Origin of the sequence: Catenuloplanes japonicus (assembly GCF_000717135.1) — a bacterium.
Taxonomy (GTDB): Bacteria; Actinomycetota; Actinomycetes; order Mycobacteriales; family Micromonosporaceae; genus Catenuloplanes; species Catenuloplanes japonicus.
In genome coordinates this window covers 104914-124001 of record NZ_JNXY01000037.1, presented here as the reverse complement: position 1 = coordinate 124001, position 19088 = coordinate 104914, and the positions used below count along the sequence as shown (strand labels likewise).

16 protein-coding genes and 1 pseudogene are annotated in these 19088 nt (G+C 70.6%); 10 read left to right on the top strand and 7 right to left on the bottom strand.

Annotated features, from left to right (window positions below):
• Window positions 1-56: 56 nt before the first annotated feature.
• Window positions 57-1505 (top strand): annotated as a pseudogene (locus tag OP04_RS40965) (glycosyltransferase family 87 protein); the annotation flags it as partial.
• A gap of 564 nt (window positions 1506-2069) precedes the next feature.
• Complete coding sequence (locus tag OP04_RS40960; protein ID WP_033345380.1) at window positions 2070-2300, top strand: sulfurtransferase TusA family protein; 231 nt, start codon at window positions 2070-2072, stop codon at window positions 2298-2300.
• A 186-nt stretch (window positions 2301-2486) separates the two neighbouring features.
• Here the strand turns inward: OP04_RS40960 and OP04_RS40955 are convergent, their stop codons facing one another.
• Entirely contained in the window at window positions 2487-4706 is a 2220-nt protein-coding gene (locus OP04_RS40955) for a hypothetical protein (RefSeq protein WP_408606848.1), read from the bottom strand.
• Window positions 4707-4763: 57 nt separating this feature from the next.
• Window positions 4764-5540: a deoxyribonuclease IV gene (locus OP04_RS40950; RefSeq protein WP_033345379.1), complete on the bottom strand. Its 777-nt coding sequence runs from the start codon at window positions 5538-5540 to the stop codon at window positions 4764-4766.
• Window positions 5541-5743: 203 nt separating this feature from the next.
• On the opposite strand from OP04_RS40950, the gene OP04_RS40945 reads away from it, so the two are divergent.
• The 5 genes from OP04_RS40945 (at window position 5744) to rplI (ending at window position 8541) form a co-directional block, all read left to right on the top strand.
• Window positions 5744-6568, top strand: a complete 825-nt coding sequence (locus OP04_RS40945) for a hypothetical protein (RefSeq protein WP_157241035.1) — start codon at window positions 5744-5746, stop codon at window positions 6566-6568.
• A 272-nt stretch (window positions 6569-6840) separates the two neighbouring features.
• Window positions 6841-7131, top strand: a complete 291-nt coding sequence (gene rpsF, locus OP04_RS40940) for a 30S ribosomal protein S6 (RefSeq protein WP_033345377.1) — start codon at window positions 6841-6843, stop codon at window positions 7129-7131.
• A 91-nt stretch (window positions 7132-7222) separates the two neighbouring features.
• Window positions 7223-7816, top strand: coding sequence for a single-stranded DNA-binding protein (locus OP04_RS40935; protein WP_033345376.1), 594 nt, complete (start codon window positions 7223-7225; stop codon window positions 7814-7816).
• 18 nt (window positions 7817-7834) lie between these two features.
• Window positions 7835-8074 carry a 30S ribosomal protein S18 gene (gene rpsR, locus OP04_RS40930; RefSeq protein WP_033345375.1) on the top strand — a complete coding sequence of 80 codons (240 nt, stop codon included), beginning with the start codon at window positions 7835-7837 and terminating at the stop codon, window positions 8072-8074.
• Window positions 8075-8088: 14 nt separating this feature from the next.
• A complete protein-coding gene (rplI, locus tag OP04_RS40925) occupies window positions 8089-8541 on the top strand; it encodes a 50S ribosomal protein L9 (protein WP_033345374.1) in 453 nt (150 codons plus the stop codon).
• Between the two features lie 69 nt (window positions 8542-8610).
• On the opposite strand, the gene OP04_RS40920 is transcribed toward rplI, so the two are convergent.
• Window positions 8611-10494: a hypothetical protein gene (locus tag OP04_RS40920; RefSeq protein WP_157241033.1), complete on the bottom strand. Its 1884-nt coding sequence runs from the start codon at window positions 10492-10494 to the stop codon at window positions 8611-8613.
• A 386-nt stretch (window positions 10495-10880) separates the two neighbouring features.
• Between OP04_RS40920 and OP04_RS40915 the strand changes: the two genes are divergently transcribed.
• Entirely contained in the window at window positions 10881-13628 is a 2748-nt protein-coding gene (locus tag OP04_RS40915; RefSeq protein WP_085067169.1) for a replicative DNA helicase, read from the top strand.
• Between the two features lie 88 nt (window positions 13629-13716).
• Here OP04_RS40915 and OP04_RS40910 read toward each other — a convergent pair whose 3' ends face one another.
• From OP04_RS40910 to OP04_RS40895, 4 genes are read right to left on the bottom strand one after another with little or no spacing between them, the layout of a single operon-like run.
• Window positions 13717-14130, bottom strand: a complete 414-nt coding sequence (locus tag OP04_RS40910) for a TFIIB-type zinc ribbon-containing protein (RefSeq protein WP_033345372.1) — start codon at window positions 14128-14130, stop codon at window positions 13717-13719.
• A 37-nt stretch (window positions 14131-14167) separates the two neighbouring features.
• A complete protein-coding gene (locus OP04_RS40905; protein WP_332309708.1) occupies window positions 14168-14506 on the bottom strand; it encodes a fluoride efflux transporter FluC in 339 nt (112 codons plus the stop codon).
• Window positions 14503-14865 carry a fluoride efflux transporter FluC gene (locus tag OP04_RS40900; RefSeq protein ID WP_063746854.1) on the bottom strand — a complete coding sequence of 121 codons (363 nt, stop codon included), beginning with the start codon at window positions 14863-14865 and terminating at the stop codon, window positions 14503-14505. Before OP04_RS40900 ends, OP04_RS40905 begins: the two co-directional genes overlap by 4 nt.
• The gene (locus OP04_RS40895) at window positions 14862-17387 is read right to left on the bottom strand and encodes a putative bifunctional diguanylate cyclase/phosphodiesterase (RefSeq protein WP_033345370.1); all 2526 of its coding nucleotides are present in this window, start codon (window positions 17385-17387) and stop codon (window positions 14862-14864) included. Before OP04_RS40895 ends, OP04_RS40900 begins: the two co-directional genes overlap by 4 nt.
• A 495-nt stretch (window positions 17388-17882) precedes the next feature.
• Here OP04_RS40895 and moaC point away from each other — a divergent pair, with 495 nt between their 5' ends.
• Complete coding sequence (moaC, locus tag OP04_RS40890; protein WP_063746851.1) at window positions 17883-18374, top strand: cyclic pyranopterin monophosphate synthase MoaC; 492 nt, start codon at window positions 17883-17885, stop codon at window positions 18372-18374.
• Window positions 18371-18841, top strand: a complete 471-nt coding sequence (locus OP04_RS40885) for a MogA/MoaB family molybdenum cofactor biosynthesis protein (protein WP_033345368.1) — start codon at window positions 18371-18373, stop codon at window positions 18839-18841. Before moaC ends, OP04_RS40885 begins: the two co-directional genes overlap by 4 nt.
• Window positions 18842-19088 lie beyond the last annotated feature (247 nt).

The following is a 19088-nucleotide window of genomic DNA, read 5'->3' as shown; positions in this document are numbered from 1 at the left end:
GTCGATGTCATTATCTTTCGACGGCCGTGTCCGGTTTCCCAGCGTCATGCGGCAAGATGCCTCGTATGAACGTCGAGCAGCAGCCGCGGGTCAACAACCCCGGACAGTCGGAGCCGTTCGTCCGCGGCCTCTCCGAGGCGATCGGCGGGCCGCTCGGCGACCATGCCGCGCCCAGCGGAGGCAGCGGGCCCAACGGCGTGCGGTTCTGGACCGCCACCCGGATCGTGCTGGCCCTGACCTGCCTCACGCTCGCGCTGCACTGGGTGCAGAAATCGCCCTGCCGGGACGGGGCCTGGGACAACTACCAGCAGTACACGCAGTTCTGCTACACCGACGTGCTCGCGCTCTACTACTCCGAGCACCTCAACGAGGGCCAGGTGCCGTACCAGGACTGGCCGGTCGAGTACCCGGTCGTCACCGGCTACTTCATGGGCGTGATCGGGCTGCCCATCCACGCGTACGGCGTGGAGAACCCGAACCTCAACCAGAGCATGCTCTTCTACGACGTGAACGCGCTGGTCCTCTGCGCGCTCGCGGTCGCCACCGTCTCGGTCATCCTCGCGCTGCGCCGCCGGCGACCCTGGGACGCGGCGCTGTTCGCGGTCGCGCCGGCGCTGTTCGTCACCGCCACCGTGAACTGGGACTTTCTCGCAATCGGGCTGGCCGCGCTCGGCCTCTACGCCTGGGCCAAACGACAACCGGTGCTGGCCGGGCTGCTGCTCGGGCTCGGCGCCGCCGCGAAACTGTGGCCGCTGTTCCTCTTCGGGCCGCTGCTCATCCTCGGGTTGCGGGCCGCCAGGGTACGGCCGGTGCTGATCGCGTTCGGCACCGGCGCGGTCACCTGGGCCGCGGTCAACGCGCCGGTCTTCCTGCTCTACCGCAACTCGTGGAACAGATTCTTCGAGCTGAACACGGAACGGCCGGTCGACTGGGGCACGTTCTGGTACGTCGGCCGCTACCTGGACGGCAAACTCGCCCCGATCCTGCCCGGCGACAAGGGCGTGTTCCAGTACCTCAGCGACAACGTCGACCCGGTGCTGAACTGGACGGCGTACGCGATCTTCGGGCTCTGCTGCCTCGGCATCGCCTACCTGATCGTGGCCGCGCCGCGCCGCCCCCGCCTGGCCCAGGTGTCCTTCCTGGTCGTGGCCGCATTCCTGATCTTCGGCAAGGTCTACTCCCAGCAGTTCGTGCTCTGGCTGCTGCCGCTGGCCGTGCTGGCCCGGCCGCGCTGGGGTGCGTTCCTGGCCTGGCAGGCCGCGGAGATCCTGTACTTCGTCGCGTTCTACGGCGAGCTGCTCGGCGCCTCGGACAAGCCGGTCTTCCCCGAGGGCGTGTTCGTGCTCGCGGCGTCGCTGCGGCTGATCACGGTGGCGGTGCTCTGCTGGTTCGTGATCCGCGAGATCCTCCACCCGGAGGAGGACCCGGTGCGCGCCACCTACGACGACGACCCGGACGGCGGCGTCCTGGACGGCGCGCCGGACGCACCCTGGGTCGCGGAGCGGTTCGGGCGCGAGCGGGTGCTGCCGGTGCCGGTGCTCGCGGGCGTCGGGGCCGGCTCCGCGGGCCGGGACGTCTATGGTCCGGCGGTCACCGTCGACGGTCCGGCCGGCAGCCTCGGCGACGACGACCTGACGGACGACGCTCCGGCGGGCCGCCTCGGCACCGCCAGCCTGGAAGACGACGCTCCGGCCGGCCACCTGGGCGATGGTCTGAAGAGCCACGCTCCGGCCGGCAGCCAGGGCGACGACGGCCTGGAGGGCGACGCTCTGGCCGACTACCCAGGCGACGGCGGTCTGAAGGGCGACGGCGGTCTGAAGGGTGACGGTCCGGTCGCCGGGTCCGTCGTGGCGCCGGGCGGCAGCGTCACCGGGGCCACCACTCGTGGCGAGGACGGCGATGACTTCGCGGCCGGTGACCCTGTCGAGCCGGCATCGGCCGGGGAGAGCAACTCCACGAAGACCGGCCCCGCTGACGGTGACTCCGTCGGGACGGGCGCGGACGGGGACAACCGGAACGACGACACCGCGGACGACGCCGACCGCGGTGGCCGCGACGGCCGGTGAGCGGTGACGGTCGATGAGCCGGCCGAGGTGATCGACTGCCTCGGCCAGCGCTGCCCGCTCCCGGTGATCGCGCTGGCCAAGCGGATCACCGGGCTGCCGGTCGGCCGGGTGATCCGCGTCCTGGCCGACGACCCGGCCGCCGCGAACGACATCCCGGCCTGGTGCCGGATGAAGTCGCAGGAATACCTCGGCTCCCCGGAACCGTCCGCCTTCGACGTCCGCCGCACGAGCTGACCGACCGGCAGGCCGACCGACCGGCAGGCCGACCGGTAAGCAAGCCGACAAGCGGGCGAGCTGACCGACAGGCCGGCGTCGGCCGGCACGGACCGGCCGGCACCGATCCACCGACGCGCACCGAAACGAAACGGCCCGGTCCGGCACAGAGCCGGATCGGGCCGTTCGCCGTCCAGGGTGTCGCGATCAGAGGTGGTAGACGACCGCGTTCTCCACGTCCTCGCGGGTGATGCCGAGGTAGTCGACCGGGAGGTCGACGCGGGCCTCGAACTCCGTCCCGCCGATCCGGTCGCGGAGTATCACCACGGTCTGCACGCCGATGCTGCGCAGGTACATGATGCTGGTCTGGTCCGGGAACGACTTCGTCGAGTCGCGGATCTCGGTGGTCTTCTCCGGCGTGAAGCCGCTGCCACCGTTCGTCACCTTCTGGAACTTCGTGGTCGACCAGAGCATCACGTGCTGGTCCCAGCCGCCGTCGCTGGGCAGCACCAGCATCGGGCCGTCCGCCGTGCGCATCGCCAGCGGCTGTTCCGGCACGACCGGGTGCGGTGTCACGTTCACACCCTCGAGCAGGATCACGGCCAGCGGCACCAGCGTGACGAGCCGCAGCAGCAGGCCGGGGCGGGCCGGCACCTGCTCGCGGGAGAAGTCCTCGGCCCGGCGTGAGTAGGCCGAGACCGCGCCCGCGGCCAGGATCGCCAGGAAGATGGTGGCCCACAGGATGAGCCGGCTGGGCGTGCGGATGCCCTGCCAGCCCGGCAGGTAGTCGAAGAGCGGCACGTACGTGAACGTGCCGCCGAAGAACTTGGTGCCCATTGTGAGCGCGCCGCTGACCAGCACGCCGGCGAGCAGCAGCGCGCGCTGGCGGACCGTCCAGATCGAGAAGAACAGGCCGGCGGTCGCGAGCGCGATCAGCGCGAACCCGGGCAGCAGCGTCATCTCCGGCGCCCAGGGCAGCGCCTCACGTGCCTGTGCGTGCAGCGGGCCCCAGAACGCGGACTCGCCGGAGGCGGTGAAGAAGCTGCTCAGCGGCGGCGAGTAGAAGTCGATCTCCTCGATGCTGCGCTTCGCGTAGGGGTGCAGTTCGGAGACCCGGAAGTACGGGATCGCGAGCAGCGCGCCGACCGCGCCGAAGATCAGGCCGCCGGCCGCGTCCGCGGTGAACAGCCGCCAGCCGAACGGCTTCGGCTCGGCCCGCAGCAGGAAGCGTTTCACCAGGAACGTCACCAGCGAGACCAGCACGATGATCAGCAGCACGTAGGCGAACGGCAGTCCGATGCCGAACCCGAGACTGAGCTGCCAGGCCGCCATCACCCAGCCGGCCAGGGCCCAGCCCGCGTGCCGCTTCTCCGGCCGGTAGCCGTGCCGGAACGAGTAGCCGTGCCCGCGGGCCAGCATCGCCAGCGCCAGCAGGATGCCGCCGCTGGACATGACGTGCAGGTGACCGGCCTGGGACAGCCGCCACGGCGCGAGCGCGACCGCGGCTCCCGCGACCGCACCGGCGATCCGGCCGGTGCCGAGCTGGCGGAGCAGCGCGTAACCGCCGACGAACACCATCGCGTACGCCAGCACGAAGACGATGTTGTAACGCACCAGCGCCGCGACCGGGCCCTCGCCGATCATGCCGAACGGCGCGTAGCCGATCAGCGCGTCGGAGAACGCGAAGCTCAACTCGTTCGGATAGAACGTGTTGGACTCCCAGAGCTGTGCCGGGTCGGTCAGCAGGATGTGCCCGGACCAGGCCATCTGCCAGGCCTGCAGCGTCGGGTCCCAGATGTCCTGCGGGATGGTGTGCAACGGGTACTTCAGCGTCGGCCAGGTCATGACCACCGCGAACAGCAGGCCGCCGAGCACGGCGAGCGTCCACTCGTGGATCAGGCCGCGGCGGAGCGCGCCGCCGACGCGCGCGACCGGGCTGAGGTGCACGGGCGGCGGCGGCCCGAACGACTCGAACGGGTCCCGGTTCGGGTCCGCGTCGACGGTCACCTTCTTGGCGTCGCCGGGGGCCGTGCTCGGCGATGCGCCGGAGGCCGACGTCTTGTCCGCGGCGGAGGTCGCACCGGCGCTTCCGACCGGCGCCGCCGTGCGCAACGCGGTCGCCCCGGCCTGCTTGGCCGGCGTCGCTCCCGCCGGCGTCGCTCCCGCCGGCGTCGCGCCGGTCGCCTTCGCGCCGGTCGCCTTCGCTCCGACCGCTGGGGCGTCGGTCTCGGAGCCAGCCGGTGTCACCTCGGCCGCCGTACCATCGGCGGCCTTTGTGGCTTTTGGGGTTTTTGGTGTTGTGGAATCCGAGGTCGCGGCCTTCGGCGCGTCGTCGGCCGGTCTGCTGTCAGCCGGTGTGCCGGGAACCGCGGCCGGTGGCGCTGCCGCCTGCCCATCGCCGGTGAGTTGCGGCTGGTCCGTGCTCATCGCCTGGCTGCCCCTTGTGTGTGCGCTGAATCCCGGTCTGTCGCCGGGAAGACTTGTCTAGCCGCCTAGCCGGTTGCGCAGGAACGTGATGTCGGCACTCTGGCCCTCGACACCACCGGGAGTCTCCACGATGACCGGTGCGTCCGCCGCCCGGATCACGCCGACCAGCAGATCGGGGTCGATCATGCCGTTTCCGAGGTTGTCGTGGCGGTCGCGGCGCGAGTCGAACTCGTCACGGGAGTCGTTGCAGTGCACCAGGTCGACGCGACCGGTGATCGACTTGATGCGGTCGACCGCGTCGATCAGCTGCTCGCCGCCGGCGTGCGCATGGCACGTGTCCAGGCAGAATCCGGCGCCGAGCGGGCCGACCGCATCCCACAGCCGGGCGATCTTGTCGAACGTGCGGGCACACGCGTTCTCCCCGCCGGCGGTGTTCTCGATCAGGACGGGCAGCGGGAAGCCGCCCTCCTTCGCCGCGTAGTCGAACGTCTTGCGCCAGTTGTCGAAGCCGACCGCGATGTCGTCGCCGTCGCCGACGTGGCCACCGTGGACGATCAGGCCGGCCGCGCCGATCTCGGCGGCGGCGCGGGCGTGCGCGAGCAGCAGCTTGCGGCTGGGGATGCGCACGCGGTTGTTCGTCGTGGCCACGTTGATCCGGTAGGGCGCGTGGACGAAGAGCTGCACGTCGGAGGCGCGCAACGCGTCGGCGTCGGCCCGGGGCGCGGGCGTGTCGAACTTCTGCGGGTCGGTCAGGAAGAACTGCACGGCGTCGGCGCCGCGGGCGGCGGCACCGGCCAGCGGGTCGACCGGGTCGACGTGGGCTCCGATTCGCATGACGGGCAGCCTACGTCGGTCCACTGACGGAAATCGCCCCTGCCCGTCCAATCGGTCACGGTCCCGTTCGGTACCCACTGATCGGACATGTCCGCGACACCTGGCGCCCCGTCACCCACGGCATTCGGGGGTCGTTGTGCGGATGAATCCGGCAGGGGGCGTTATGCGCCTATTGTCGCCGTACCAGCCTGGGGAGTCTGCCGATGCGGAGCCGTGCCGCGCGCATGTCGCTGGTCGCGCTGGTCGCGGCGTTGCCGCTGCTGATCGGCGGCGTCGCGCACGCCAACGAGGAGAGCGGCGAGGAGGTCGTCTTCAGCGGCGGCGGGCTGCTCGGCGTCGCCTGTGGCGCGAAGCCCAGCGTAGGCACCGTCTCCGTGCCCGCGGAGTCCACGCTCCGAGTGGTCAACCAGACGGGCTACAAGGCGAAACTGATCCTGGACGGCGTCACGCAGGGCGAGGTCGGCAAGGGTGAGGCCGCCAAGATCCTTTTTCACCACGGCCCGGTCACGCTGGCGCTGAAGCCGAACTGCGTGCTGACCGAGGAGTCCGCGTCCGTGCGGGTCAGCGTGCGTGCCCCGGCCCGCCCGGCGTCCCCGCTGGCGGCCCCGGCGCCGGCTCCGGCCACGCCCGCGCCGACGGCCGGCGCCGGCACCCGCCCGCCGACCGGCACGACACGCCGGCCCGCGCCGGACCACACGCGACCCGCGCCGGACGCCACCACCACAAAACCAGATCAGAAGACCCCCGGGGGTACGACCGAGAGCGCGCCGACCCCGGCCACCACCGGCACGGCCGCGCCGTCGCAGCCCGCGCTCCCGGACCCGCTGGCCATGCCGTTGGACACCGGTGCGCCGCCGGTGGCCGCGGAGGGCGTCGCCGCGGAGCCGGTCGCGTCCGTGGAGCCGGTCCGGGAGACCGGCCCGGTCGGGCTTCTCGCCCTAATTGCGACAATCTGTGTGATTGGCGTGTCAGCTGGGGCAATTCGGGCTATTATCGCTCAGCGGGCCGCCCGAACAGGGATCGCATAGCCCGTTCCGAAGCCCCGCGGGGCGCCGGTCCAACCTCGTCGGTGTGGTCGTTCCTCCCCAGGTCCCACCCCAAGGAAAGCGGACCTGCGCCCCGCGGTTCCTTTTCGCCGGATTTAGTGGATCTTCGCCGGGGGTCGCGGAGTCGTCCCGGAGAACCCGGCTATCCTTGTCAGGTTGCCCGCGGCCCGGTGTTCCCATCGTGCCCACGGCAACGACGCAGACCTCCTGTCACGGAAAGCCCGTGACCGTTAGCCCATAGGAGGTGAGTTGTCTTGCGTCACTACGAAATCATGGTGATCCTCGATGCGAGTCTCGAGGAGCGCACCGTCGCCCCGTCGCTGGACACGTACCTGAACGTGATCCGTACCGCGGGTGGCTCGGTGGAGAAGCTCGACGTCTGGGGCCGCCGGCGCCTGTCGTACGAGATCGTGAAGAAGGCCGAGGGCATCTACGCCGTCATCGACCTCCAGGCCACGCCTGAGGCCGTTGCCGAGCTGGACCGTCAGCTGCGACTCAACGAGTCCGTGCTGCGCACCAAGGTCATCCGCCCGGAAGTTCGCTGACTTCCCGGCTCCACCCGAACGTCGCCGGGGTTTCTGTCACACCCGTGTGACAGTCTGACTCACCAAATCGCCCCGGTGGTAGGAGAAGGTCATGGCAGGAGAGACAGTCATCACCGTCGTTGGTAATTTGACCAACGACCCAGAGTTGCGCTTCACCGCCTCGGGTGCGGCGGTTGCCAAGTTCACGGTCGCGTCGACTCCGCGGACTCTCGATCGGCAGTCCGGGGAGTGGAAAGACGGCGAGCCACTGTTCCTCAGCTGCAGCGTCTGGCGGCAGGCGGCGGAGAACGTCGCCGAGTCGCTGACCCGCGGTTCCCGGGTGATCGTGCAGGGGCGCCTGCGCCAGCGGTCGTACGAGACCCGTGAGGGAGAGAAGCGCACCGTCTTCGAGATGGAGGTCGACGAGGTCGGCCCGTCTCTGAAGTACGCGACGGCGAAGGTGCAGAAGATGTCCCGCTCCGGCGGCGGCGGTGGCGGGGGCTTCGGCTCCTCCAACGGCGGCGGCGGGGGCGGCGGCGGTTTCGGCGGGGGCAACTCCGGCGGAGGCGGCGGCAACTTCGGCGGCGGCAACTCTGGCGGGGGCAACTCCGGCGGTGGCGGCGACTACTCCGACCCGTGGGCGACCGCGAGTCCGGCCTCTTCCGGTTCGGGTGGCGGCAACTTCGACGACGAGCCCCCGTTCTAACAGGTTACGGAGCAAGCAATGGCTAAGGCTGCGGCACTGCGCAAGCCGAAGAAGAAGGTGAACCCGCTCGACAAGGAGGGGATCACCTACATCGACTACAAGGACACCGCGCTGCTGCGCAAGTTCATCTCCGACCGCGGCAAGATTCGTGCCCGCCGCGTCACCGGTGTGACCTCGCAGCAGCAGCGTCAGATCGCCAAGGCGGTCAAGAACGCTCGCGAGATGGCGCTCCTTCCGTACACGACGACTGCCCGCTGAGAGGGGGGACGGACATGAAGATCATCCTCACGCAGGAAGTGTCCGGCCTCGGCGCTCCCGGGGACATCGTGGAGGTCAAGGACGGCTACGGCCGTAACTACCTGCTGCCGCAGGGCTTCGCGATCACGTGGACCAAGGGCGCCGAGAAGCAGGTCACGGTCATTCGCCGTGCCCGGCAGGCGCGCGAGATCCGCGGCGTCGAGCACGCGAACGAGGTCAAGGCGACCATCGAGGGTCTCAAGACGATCAGCCTCGGCGCGCGTTCCGGCGCCGGCGGCCGTCTGTTCGGCTCGGTCACCCCGGCTGACGTCGTCGGCGCGATCCGCGCCGCCGGTGGTCCGTCGATCGACCGCCGCCGCCTCGACCTCCCGGCCCACATCAAGTCGGTCGGTGCCTACTCGGTGGGGGTCAAGCTGCACCCCGAGGTCACGGCGCGGTTCACGCTCAACGTGACGCCGTCCAAGTAAGACCCGTTTCACACGCAGGGCCCCGGGGCGTACCGCCTCGGGGTTTTCTGTGTTTTCGGGGTCGGTCGCTCAGCCGATCGGCTGGCCGCTGATCGCGGAGACCAGCACGATCGCCAGCCCGCCGCCCATCACGGCCGCGGCCAGGCCCACGCTCGCGGTCTTCCACGTGCCACTGACCAGGCGCAACAGGTACGCGATCACGATGCTCAGCGCCAGCGAGATGCCGAACTGCGGCGCCGCGCCCAGCAGCGTGGCCCCGGCCCGCGCCCGCTCCGCCGCACCCTGCGTGAGCGTGAAGATGGTGAACAGCACGACCGGCACCGCGTACCAGAAGACGGTGAACCCGATCGCGGCCAGCGGACCGCCGGGCGGCGCCTCCTCCAGCTCCTCCAGCTCCTCGACCGCCATCTGACGGCGCATCGCCGGGGACATCTCCCGCCGCGGCGTGCGCTGCTCCGGCGGCGCCTCCGTGTACGACGGCTTGGTCAGCAGCCCGTCCGGGTGCGTGCCGGTGTTCGCCTGACCGGACGCCCAGTCCCGCTCCGCGGCCGACGTGTCGTCCCAGGGCCGCACCGGACGGGCCGCCCGGTACACCCGCGGCGCCGGCGTCTCCCCGGTCGTCGGCGCGCCGGTCCACATCACGCCGTCCGGCGTGCGCTGCCAGCTGCTCGTGTCCGTCTCGGTCCGGCGCGGGTAACGGGACACCTCGCCGGTCTCGCCGGAGTAGCGCGGCCGGCCCTGGCCGGGCTCGGCCCGGGTGAAGCCGTAACCGCCGGCCCGCGTGCCGGTCTGCTCGGTCGCCGGCTCGTCCATCTGCGCGCCGCGCCGCCACGTGCCGGTGTCCGAGACCGTCTGCGGACCGCGCCAGTCGCCGTCATCCGCGTTCTGCGGGCGTCGGCGCCAGGTACCCGTGTCCGTGGTACCGGGAGAGCCCGCGAGCCAGTCAGAGGACGTCTGTGGGCGGCTGGGCCGCTCCTCGGCAGCCTCGGGTGGCAGCGAGGGGGCGTTGCCGGACCTGGGCACGGGCGCGGAGGCCCCGCGCGTGCGGGCCGGGCCCATCGTCGGGTCGCCCCAGTCGGGCCAGTCGCTCTGCTGGTTGTGCCGGGGAGGGTCGGGGCGTTCGACAGGGCGTTCGACGGGTGCGGGGCGCTCGATGGCCTCCGCTTCGGCGCGCTCGCGGGCGCGGCGCTCGGCGCGGGTCGGCCGGGGGGCGTCCCACGTGCCGGTGTCCTCGCGCACGGCACGGCCGCCCCAGGTGTCCGGCTGCTCCAGCGGGTCCGGCCGGCTGCGCTGCACGGGCACGTCGGGCTGCTCCCAGGAGCTGGTCTCCGAGACCCAGGTGCGCGTTTCCGTCACCCGACGCCACGAACCGGCGCCTGAGCGCCGGTTCCGGGTGTCCTGCTCCGCGTCGCGGCGCCATGAGCCGCGATCGTCGTCGTCCGGCGGCCGGGCGGGGGGCTCGTCCACCGGCTCGGTCCGGGAACCGTACCGCCCGCCGGGCTGGTAGGAGCGGTAGCCGCGCTCGTCCGGCTCCGCCTGGGAGCCGCGCCGCCAGCTGGCCGTGTCGCTGACGTTGCGCCAGCTGCCGGTGTCGTAGCGCCGGTCGGCCCAGCTCGGACGCGCCGGGGCGTCGTCGTAGCTGACGCTCTCGCTCACCCGGCCGTAGGCGGCGCCGCCCGCGTCCTGCTGCCAGCCCTCGGCCTCACGGCTCGCCTGCCACCGGCCGCGCGAGCGGACCGGCGGGATGTCGCCCACGCCGGTGTCCCCGGTGCGGTTGTAGAAGTCCGTGGTCGTGGCCGGGTCGGGGTAGCTCGTATAGCGCACGACCTGCGACTCTTCCGCCGTCCTCGGCTGGGGCAGCTCGTCGCCGTACTCATCGTTTTCCGACCAGGAATCAGCACGGCGGCGCTGTCGCGGCGCCCGCCCGCTGAGATCCCGATCGTCGTAGTCCACCAATGGAGCGTGACCGTTCCGAGACCAGATCGCAATACGTGTTCCAGGGACATCAACTTGCGGCGATGAGCCTACCTTTGCCCGGTTGTCCGCCGGGAACCGGACAAGGTTTCTGTTCTCCACATGTTGGGGAAGAAGTTTCCCCTGTTCAGAGCGGTTGGTGTGAGCTGATCCACTTAGTTGTGCACAGGTTATCCACAGGGCTGCACACAGCATGCGGCCTGATGTCCACAGGTAAGACACAGGCTCGTCCACCGACCCGTTTGGGGCTGGGGCCTCGGGGTTCGTAGTGTGATCGCTCTACCCGCGGGCGAGTGTGCCGATGTGGTTGTCGGCCGCCTGCCTGATGCGGGATAGTACGTATGTTCGACTGAGAGGGGGGCTCGATGTCGATTACCGACGACGTGCGGCCCGGCTCGTTCTCCCCCGATGAGTCAGGGGACGACCGTCCGCGCCGGAAGAAGGACCGCAAGTTCGACGGCCCGCCGCGCGACGGTGGTGGTGGCGAGGGCGGCGGTGGCGGTGGCGGCTACGACCGCACCCCGCCGCAGGACATGGCCGCTGAGCAGTGCGTTCTCGGTGGCATGCTGCTCTCCAAGGACGCCATCGCGGACGTCGTGGAGATCCTCAAGACCCCCGACTTCTACCGGCCGATCCACGCCACCGTCTTCAACGCCATCACCGACCTCTACGGCCGCGGCGAGCCCGCCGACGCCATCACGGTCGCGGCGCTGCTCAACGACGCCGGTGACCTGGCCCGCATCGGCGGTGCGCCGTACCTGCACACGCTGATCGCCAGCGTCCCCACCGCCGCCAACGCGTCGTACTACGCCCGCATCGTGGCCGAGCGCGCCGTCCTGCGCCGCCTGGTCGAGGCCGGCACCCGCATCGTCCAGCTCGGTTACGGCGCCGCGGCCGGCGGCGGACGTGACGTGGACGACATCGTCGACCTCGCGCAGCAGGCCGTCTACGAGATCACCGAGAAGCGTGTCAACGAGGACTTCGCCAGCCTCGGCGAGATGCTCCAGCCCACGCTGGACGAGATCGAGGCCATCGGCGCCCACGGCGGCCAGATGACCGGCGTCCCCACCGGCTTCGCCGACCTCGACCGCCTCCTCAACGGCCTGCACGCCGGCCAGCTCATCATCGTGGCCGGACGGCCCGGGTTGGGCAAATCGACCGCAAGCATGGACTTCGCCAGAAATGCCGCGATTCGGGCAAACCAGGCGGCGGCGATCTTCTCGCTGGAGATGAGCAAGGTCGAGATCGTCATGCGTGTGCTCTCGGCCGAGGCCCGGGTGCCGCTGCACGTGCTGCGATCCGGCCAGCTCTCCGACGACGACTGGACGAAGCTGGCCCGGTCCATGGGTGAGATCAGCGAGGCGCCGCTCTTCGTCGACGACACGCCGAACATGAACCTGATGGAGATCCGGGCCAAGGCGCGCCGGCTCAAGCAGCGGCACGACCTCAAGCTGATCGTGGTCGACTATCTGCAGCTGATGTCCTCGCCGGCCCGCACCGAGAGCCGTCAGCAGGAGGTCGCGGAACTCTCCCGTGGCCTGAAGCTGCTGGCCAAGGAGGTCGAGGCCCCGGTCATCGCGGTCTCCCAGCTGAACCGTGGTCCCGAGCAGCGCACGGACAAGCGTCCGCAGCTGTCCGACCTGCGAGAGTCCGGCTGCCTGCCTGCCAGTACCAAGCTGATCAGGTCCGATACGAACGAGCAGGTCACCATCGGTGAGCTGATGGCCTCCGGCGCGACCGACGTGCCGGTGTGGGCGCTGAACGACCGCTTGCAGTACGTGTCGGCGACCATGACCCACGCGTTCCCCAGCGGGCACCGCGAGGTTTTCCGGATGCGGCTCGCGTCCGGCCGCCAGGTGGAGGCGACCGCGAACCACCCGTTCCTCACCGTGGACGGCTGGCGGCCGCTTGGCGAGCTGGCGGCGGGTTCACGCATTGCGGTTCCGCGGCACCTACCGCCACCGGCGGAGATCGCGCCATGGCCGGAAGCCGAGGTGGTGATGCTCGCCCACCTGCTGGGAGACGGTTCCTTCGTGCGACGCCAGCCGATTCGGTACGCGAGCATCGACGAGGCCAACCTGAGCGCCGTCACCGAGGCCGCGGCGCATTTCGGCATCACCCCCGTGCGGGATGAGCACCCGGCGGCCCGCGTGGTGTCGCTGCGTCTGCCCGCGCCGTTCCGGCTCGCTCGCGGGCGGCGGAACCCGATCGCGGCCTGGCTGGACAGGCTCGGCCTCTTCGGCCTGCGTTCGCACGAGAAATTCATCCCCGAGGGCGTCGCCTCGCTGCCGAAAACGCAGGTAAAGCTGTTCCTTCGGCACCTCTGGGCGACGGACGGCTCGGTCACGGTGACCAGGCACGGCCGCGGCGGCCGCATCTACTTCGCGTCGACCAGCCGGCGGATGATCGACGAGGTGTCTCTCCTGCTGCTGCGGTTCGGTATTTCCGGGCGGGTCCGTGAGGTGACGTCGGACCGCTACCGGCCGCAATACACGCTGGACATCTCAGGCCGAGACGACCAGCTCAGATTCCTGCGGGAGATCGGCGTGCACGGCCTGCGGGGCGTTGCCTGTGCCGAGCTGCTGACCGTGCTGGAGGGCGGCCGCATCAATCCGAACGTCGACACCGTGCCGGCCGAGGTCTGGACCCGGGTCCGGGCGATCCTCGCCGAGAAGAAGATGTCGCACCGCCAGTTCGCCGCCGCGATGGATACCCAGTTCAGCGGCAGTGGGCTCTGGAAGAAAGCGGTCAGTCGTGAGCGGCTGGCCAGGGTTGCCGAGGTGCTGGAGGACGCGGATCTCGAACTACTGGCGACCAACGACGTCCTGTGGGACAGCGTCGTGTCGATCACCGCGGTCGGGCAGATGGACGTCTTCGACGCCACCGTGCCGGGGCTGCACAACTTCATCGCGGACGGCGTCGCGGTCCATAACTCGATCGAGCAGGATGCTGACGTTGTGATCCTTTTGCACCGAGATGACTACTACGACAAGGAGTCGCCGCGGGCGGGGGAAGCGGACTTCATCGTGGCGAAGCACCGTAACGGGCCGACCGACACGATTACGGTGGCGGCGCAGCTGCACCTGTCGCGCTTCGTCGATATGGCGATGTAAGCAGAGCGTCGACATGGCGATGTAAGCAGGAGGACAGGGCCGCCCACAGCAGCGAGGCGGCCCTATCCCGGGCCCTGAAGGAACGGGCCTAGTCGAACAGCTCGCCGAGGAAACCCCGGTGCTTCTTGTGGCGGTAGTGGCCGTGGTGGCGGTAGTGGCCGTGATATCCGCCGTGACCGTAGGCCGGGGCCGGGTGCCCGTAGGCCGGGGTCGCGGCCGGGTAACCGTGCTGCACCGGCGGCGGGGGCGGCGGGGGCGCGTAGCCACCACCGTGCACCGGGGCAGCCGGCGGGTAACCGGCCGGCGGCGGAGGCGGCGGGGCAGCCGCGGGGCGGGCGCCCTGCGGGTTGCTCCGGTTCCAGTTCTGCTCGGCCTCGAAGAGCTTCTCCAGCTCGCCCCGGTCGAGGAAGATCCCCCGGCACTCGCCGCACTGGTCGATGGTGACGCCGCTGCGTTCGTACTGCCGCATCTGGCCGTGGCACTTTGGACAGGTCATCTGCATGCCCCGACGGTACCCTGGCCGGTCACGCAGTGTGGGTCTACGGGGCCAGCCACCAGCCCAGCCCGGCGGCCGAAAAGCCAAGGACCAGATTCAGGGCCAGATTGAGTACGCCGAGCGCGCGCGGAAGCCGCACGGTGTCCGCCGCCAGCGTCGACCAGGTGGTGAGCCCGCCGCAGAAACCGGTCCCGAGCAGCGCGATCAGCCACGTCGGCGCGGTGCCGTGCAGCAGCCCGAGCAGCAGTGAGCCGAGCACGTTCGCCGCGAGGATGCCCCACGGCAGCCGCTTTCCGAGCCGGGCGGCCACGGCCGTGTCGAGCAGGAACCGCAGCACCGCCCCGGCCGCACCGCCGACGAGCACCAACCCAAGTGTGATCATGACCGCTGCCCGATGATCAGGCCGAGCCACACCGCGCCGAGGGCCCCGGTGACCGTGGCGGCCACGTAGGCCAGCGCGGCCACCCCGCCCAGCTCCAGCGTCTGCACCGCGAACGTGGAGAACGTGGTGAACCCGCCGCACACCCCGGTCGCCAGGAACGGTCGCAGCAGCGGATGGGCGTCGGGCCGCCGGGAGAGCCACCCCAGGATCACGCCGATCAGCAGGCACCCGGCGATGTTGACCGCGACCGTGGCCCACACGTCCGGCCAGGCGGTGACCACGCCGTACCGCGCGCCGGCGCCGAGCGCACCCCCGGCAGCCACCACGCAGATGACGTGCCGTCGAGGCGGATTGATCACGCGGGCAAGTGTGGCAGACGGCTCCCGGCGCGCCCGGTCCCGCGCCGGGTGGCGGACAGCCGCACCACCGCGCCCGTGTCGTGCAGTGACGGCGCGAGGTGGCCGGGCCGTTCGCCGGAGCCGCGTCGCAGCGCCGTGACCAGCGCGTCGACCGGCATGGACCGGGCGAACAGGTGGCCCTGGCCGGCCCCGCAGCCGAGCTCCCAGAGCCGTTTGCGCTGGGCCGCGTTCTCCACGCCCTCGGCCACGACCAGCAGGTCGAGGCTGCGCCCGAGCTCGACGGTGGCGCGGACGACCGCGGCCGCCTCCGGCGACTCCTCCATCTCGGCCACGAACCGGCGATCGATCTTGATCTCCTGCACGGGGATCCGCGGCACCGCGGACAGCGAGCTGTAGCCGGTGCCGAAATCGTCGAGCGCGAGGCGTACCCCCGAATCTCTGAGCTCGTGGAGCACCCGGTCGACGACGGCGAGCTGGCTGAGCGCGAGGGTCTCGGTCAGCTCGAGCACGAGCCGGTCCGCCGGGACGTCGTGGGTGGCGAGGCGCGCCGCGACCAGTGCGGGGAAGCCGGGGTCCAGCAGGCTGCGCGGCGAGACGTTGATCGCGACCGGCAGGTCGAAGCCGGCCCGGCGCAGCGTGGTGACCGCGCCGAGCGACTTCTCCAGGACGGTGTCGGTGAACACGGGCAGCAGCCCGGACCGCTCGACCGTCTCCAGGAAGCGCAGCGGGTCGAGGTGGCCGCGGACCGGGTGGTGCCAGCGGGACAGCGCCTCGGCCGCGACGACCTCGCCGGTGCCGAGGTCGAGGATCGGCTGGAGGTTGACGACGAATTCTTCCTCCTCGACCGCGCGCGTGAGGTCGCCGCCGAGCGCGAGCCGGGCGATGTCCGCGGTGTCGCGGCCCCGGCTGTAGGTCTCGATCCGTTCGCCGCCGCGTTTTGCCTGGTACATGGCGACGTCCGCGCGTCGGAGCAGCTCGGTCATGCCGCCGCGGCCGGGTGCTATCGCGATGCCGCCGCTGGCCTCGACGCGCAGCTGCATGCCCTCGGCCGTGAACGGGTGGTGCAGCGTGTCGAGCAGCGCCTCGGCCCGGTGCCCGGCGACCGCGGGCGCGGAGAGCCCGCACAGCAGCACCGCGAACTCGTCGCCGCCGAGCCGGGCCACGATGTCGCCGGGGTGGGCGGCCGCGTCGAGCCGGCGGGCGACTTCGGTGAGCACCTCGTCGCCGGCGGTGTGCCCGAGCGTGTCGTTGACCTCCTTGAAGTGGTTCAGGTCGACGAGCAGCATGGCGGTCAGCCCGTCGTGCCGGGGCGCCTGGAGGTGGCGGGCGCCGCGGTCGAGCAGCGCGCGCCGGTTGAGCAGGCCGGTGAGCTGGTCGTGGGTGGCCTCCTGGGCGTGCGAGGCGGCGACGCTCATCAGCTCCTGGTACGCCGTGGCGTTCCGCACCGCGGTGGCGAGCGCGGACGCGAACGTGCGCAACGTGTACTGCTCACGCTCGGAGAGCCGCACCTCGGAGTGGAACCGCAGCCTGAGCACGCCGATCTCGCCGCCCGGCCCGGTCCCGCGCAGCGGCACCGCGAACAGTTGCCGCTCCGCGCCGGGCGCGTCGGCCGGGTCGCCGTCGAAGACCACGGTCTCGCCGCGCCCGCGGACCAGCCGCCCGCCGCCGGCGTCCAGCTCGACCTCGATCTCGTCCGCGGAGAACAGCGGCTCGGCGCGCAGCACCGCGGTGTGCAGCACGCGGGTGAGATCGGTCTCGTTGAGCGTCTCGGTGACGGTGGCGAGCCGCTGCCAGGCCCGTCGTTCCTCGCGCGTGCGCATGCGGTTGTGGTAGATCAGCTGGACTATCACCGCGACCGCGCCGACGATGACCGTCCACGGCGGATCGATGCGCCAGGTGACGGCCGCGGCCAGTGCGACGCCGACCTTGACGACCAGCGTGAACAGCCGGATCGGCCAGTCGCCGAAGACCATCTGGCGCAGCGTGCCGCGGGTGGCGAGCGCGAGGACCGGCATCGCCATGAGGTCGTCCGTGACCAGCAGGACCGCGGCCGCGAGGACGAGCGCGCCGAGCTGCCGCCCGATCGTCAGCTGGTCGCCGTGCAGCGGCCCGAACACGATCGTCGTGAGGAGCAGCGCGCTGCCGGCGGTGAGCACCGCCTTCGCGGTGTTGAACGCGAGTTTGTCCGGTCGGATCCGTCGCCGAATCTTGGGTAGCGCGGTGCCGACGGCCAGACAGAGGAGCGCCCATTGTGGCGGCAGGAAAGCGATCGTCAAAAGAATCCCGGTCTCGGACCAGGTGTACGAGATGACGGCGCTGCGGATGCGGATCGTCACACCGACGTCGCTCGTAAAAACGATCATCACAGTGACCAGGATCGGCAGCCACCATTCGGAAAGATCCGATTCCTGGAAGATCGCGAATGCGGCCCAGATCAATATCGCGGCCGCTGCCAGCGCGAAAAGGCTGACCAGCTGCTTGAGCAGCTGGTCAGCCCGGTGTCTGGTAGTCGCCTCGACCATGTGACGCCTCGTTCCGGGGGACCTGACGGTCAGCCTACTGGGAACGTGTCTGCCGGCCTAGTTCCAGTTTGGAATGAGTCTCAGAGCCAATCGGTGCCACGCATTGTGCTCTCCCCCTTTGCGTTGTTGTCTCGTGCTATTTAAAAAGTCTTGGAGGTCTTCGCCGAACCCCGCTTGGTGTGTTGCTGGAACCGACCATATATTCGGCGCGAAAGCAGCGAAAGATTGAAATGTCTCTCGTTTCGGGAAATGCTAAAGCAGGCGCTATTGATTACTTAGAGAAACCGTATGACAACAGAATGCATTGTTTTTGGATCCGTCTGGCCTGAGCCATGATTTCCCTGATCAGGGTAGGTGCGCACACCAATTGACGGCAGATCACGTACGAGTGACAGTGTCGCAAATTCGAGTCGCATGAACGCGTCCGGGCGCGTGAAATGGCGGTCGCCGCGAACATCCCGGCGGCGCTACCAGCCGTACTCATAAACTGCCCTTGTGACCGATCCCCGAAACCTGACGCATGTCGATTCCGCCGGCGCCGCCCGGATGGTCGACGTGTCCGCGAAGTCGGTAACCACACGTACCGCAGTGGCCGCCGGAGTGCTCCGCACGACCCCCGAGGTCGTCACGCTCCTGCGCCGCGACGGGCTGCCGAAGGGCGACGCGCTGGCGACCGCGCGCATCGCCGGCATCATGGGCGCCAAGCGCACCCCCGACCTGATCCCGCTCTGCCACCCGATCGCGCTCACCGGCGTGGTCCTGGACCTCACGCCCGGCGAGTCCACCGTGGAGATCACCGCCACGGTCCGCACGAACGACCGCACCGGCGTCGAGATGGAGGCACTCACCGCGGTCACGGTCGCCGGCCTCACGCTGGTCGACATGGTCAAGGCCGTCGACCCGGCCGCCGTGATCTCCGACGTCCGCGTACTCACCAAGACCGGCGGCAAGACCGGCGACTGGCAGCGCCCCGAGGACCGCCCGTGATCACCGCACGAGTCATCGTCGCCTCCAACCGCGCCGCCGCCGGCGTCTACACCGACACCAGCGGCCCGATCCTGGTCAACGGCCTGCGTGACCTCGGCTGCGACGTCGCCGACCCGATCGTGGTCCCGGACGGCGACCCGGTCGGCGCAGCCCTGCGCGCCGCCGTCGCGGACGGCATCAACCTGGTGCTGACCAGCGGCGGCACCGGCATCACCCCGACCGACCGCACGCCCGACGTGACGCGCGCGCTCCTCGACTACGAGATCCCCGGCATCGCCGAGGCCATCCGCGCCCACAGCCGCGACAAGGTCCCGGCCGCCGCGCTCTCCCGCGCCCTCGCCGGCGTCGCCGGCCGCACGCTGATCGTCAACCTCCCCGGCTCCACCGGCGGCGCCCGCGACGGCCTCGCCGTCCTCGCCCCCCTCCTCCCCCACGCCATCGACCAGCTCAAAGGCGGCGACCACTAACCCAAACCAAAGATCAACTACTCATTTTCCCGCTTCCAGCGTGGTGGCGTCCCGCGTGCTCCCGCGGGCTCACCATCCGTGGCTGGTCACCTCCAAACCCGCACGGGCCGCTGGACCCGCCGCGTCGTTCCGGCGCCCGGTGCGGGCTCGGTCTGCTCCGCGCGGATGGTCCGCTCCGCGCTGCGATCGTTTTCCGCGATGTGGTCTCCGGTGCGTCGAAGGGCTTCGTGCGCCCGAAGACTTATGC